Source organism: Peribacillus sp. SIMBA_075 (genome assembly GCF_046534585.1).
This window is the reverse complement of the sequence record NZ_JAWRYN010001163.1, coordinates 1-251: the sequence shown is the minus strand read 5'-3', so window position 1 is coordinate 251 and position 251 is coordinate 1. Positions and strand designations below refer to the sequence as shown.

Below are 251 nucleotides of genomic sequence, written 5' to 3'. Positions count from 1 at the left end.
CCAACGATGTTCATCATGAATTTATTTACCGATACACTCGGCAGCTACGCACAGAATTTTATCAAGATGAGTTTCCGCCTGGCACCAATGAATGAAGCCGGCCGCGAATGGATCAATGGCTGGACGATTTTCTACTGGTCATGGTGGATCGCTTGGTCGCCTTTTGTCGGGATTTTCATTGCGCGTGTATCCAAGGGCCGAACCATTCGTGAATTTATCGTTTACGTCCTACTGGTTCCTTCGGTGATAGG

At 47.8% G+C, this 251-nt stretch carries 1 protein-coding gene; it reads left to right on the top strand.

Going from position 1 to position 251, the window contains the following annotated elements; translation table 11 throughout:
* Positions 1-251: BCCT family transporter (locus SB775_RS31965; RefSeq protein WP_410865307.1), on the top strand; the 251-nt coding region annotated here is incomplete at both ends.